Source organism: Methylobacterium sp. B1 (genome assembly GCF_000333255.1).
Lineage (GTDB): Bacteria > Pseudomonadota > Alphaproteobacteria > Rhizobiales > Beijerinckiaceae > Methylobacterium > Methylobacterium fujisawaense.
Genome location: NZ_BACT01000642.1, coordinates 1 through 1,568 on the forward strand (window position 1 = coordinate 1; position 1,568 = coordinate 1,568).

Sequence of the window (1,568 nt, forward strand, 5' to 3'; positions counted from 1 at the left end):
ACCCTGCCGCTTGAATTGCAGGGCCTGACCACCACGGTGACGACGCCGGAGATCTATGCGCTGGGCACGATGACCACCGCCGTCTCGGCCCTGGTGATCGGGACGGCGCTCGGCCTGACCCTGTGGCTGCAGAAGCGCCGGGCGCGGCGGGCCATGGCGGGGTTGCGGTAGGGCGCTTACCCGCTCACCCTGGAGGCCGTCGAGTCGACGAGGTTCGCGGGTGTGGCCAGCTGGTTCCGTTGCGATCGCGATCCTCGCTTACGGCCGCGGCAATACGGTTCTGATCGAAATCGAGACGCCTGCCGGACGGCTGGAGGCTGTCGGCGAACTGGAGCAGATCGGCCGAACCTTGTATTTTCGTCGCGCCCACATCCAGGGGCTGCACAAGGGTGCCCTTGGGCGAGCGGGGCTGAACGCGATCGGCGCGGAGATCCTGAGAGAGGCTGAAGTCGATGCGGTCGTCATTGAAGGAGGCGCTCGAACGACAGGAGCGGGACCGAAACGGGGGCGCCGGCCACCACCCTTCCGGTATCCCCGTTGAACTCGTGCTTCAGATTTCGGCCTCGAACGATCAGCCCGTCGACCTCGTGAAGGCCCTGATGGCATTCGGCCTGGACTTGCACGAGGCGCACGACATCGTCGATCGCTTGGCGAGCGGAGAAAAGGTCGCGACCACCCTATACCTGACCGCCGAGGGTGAATCGCCTTTCGCATTGAGCCGCTTCGGTGTGAGGGTTGGCGCCCCCCAGCCGGTCGACGCGGCTTCCATCCCTGTGGATGTGCTGAACGCGATCGATGCGTGGCGCCTGTCCGAGCCGGAGCGTCCCACCCGGGATGAGGCGATCGGCATCATCCTCCGCCGCGGCCTCGCGGCCGCGTAGGGGCTCCACCGCAACGTTGCCAACCCACCCCCATCCGTGTATGCGCAGCCCGCGCCCCCGAGACACCCTTGGAGGCAGGGGCGCGTCGGGAAGGGCTTGGCCGTCCGCACAGGGCGGCCTTTTCGCGTTCCGGCTCCAGCAATTCGTAAGGATCACGCCATGAGCGCAGTCAAGACGCTTGAGGCCGTGGCACGCGACCGGGTCGGCAAGGGGGCCGCCCGGGCCGTTCGTCGCCAGGGCCAGATTCCCGCCGTCATCTACGGCGGTGGCCAGCCGCCGCAATCCATCGCGGTCGATCTCATCCGCACCCGCACCCTGATCTACGCGGGCGGCTTCAAGACGACGCTGTTCGAGATCAACGCTGGCGGCAAGAAGATCCGCGCGATCCCGCGCGACTTCCAGCTCGACCCGGTCTCCGGCGTGCCGCTGCACGTCGACTTCCTCCGCGTCGTCTCGGGCCAGACCGTCACCGTCGAGGTGCCGGTGCACTTCGTCAACGAGGACGCGGCCCCCGGCATCAAGAAGCTCGGCGGCACCCTCAACATCGTGGCCCACACGCTCGCCCTCGACGTCGCCCCGGATCAGATCCCGGATGCGATCGAGGTCGACCTGACCGGCCGCGCGATCGGCGACGTGATCCACGTCTCCGACATCAAGATCCCGGCCGGCACCTACACCGGTGAGGCG

At 67.7% G+C, this 1,568-nt stretch carries 2 protein-coding genes and 1 pseudogene; all 3 read left to right on the forward strand.

Features of this window, described 5'->3' with window-relative positions; all coding sequences use genetic code 11:
- A pseudogene (locus tag I53_RS35250) lies at window positions 1-171 on the forward strand (ABC transporter permease); the annotation flags it as partial.
- A gap of 293 nt (window positions 172-464) precedes the next feature.
- Window positions 465-881: a hypothetical protein gene (locus I53_RS18935; protein WP_187294380.1), complete on the forward strand. Its 417-nt coding sequence runs from the start codon at window positions 465-467 to the stop codon at window positions 879-881.
- Window positions 882-1,040: 159 nt separating this feature from the next.
- A partial coding sequence (locus I53_RS18940) for a 50S ribosomal protein L25/general stress protein Ctc (protein WP_043353519.1) occupies window positions 1,041-1,568 on the forward strand: 528 nt, incomplete at its 3' end.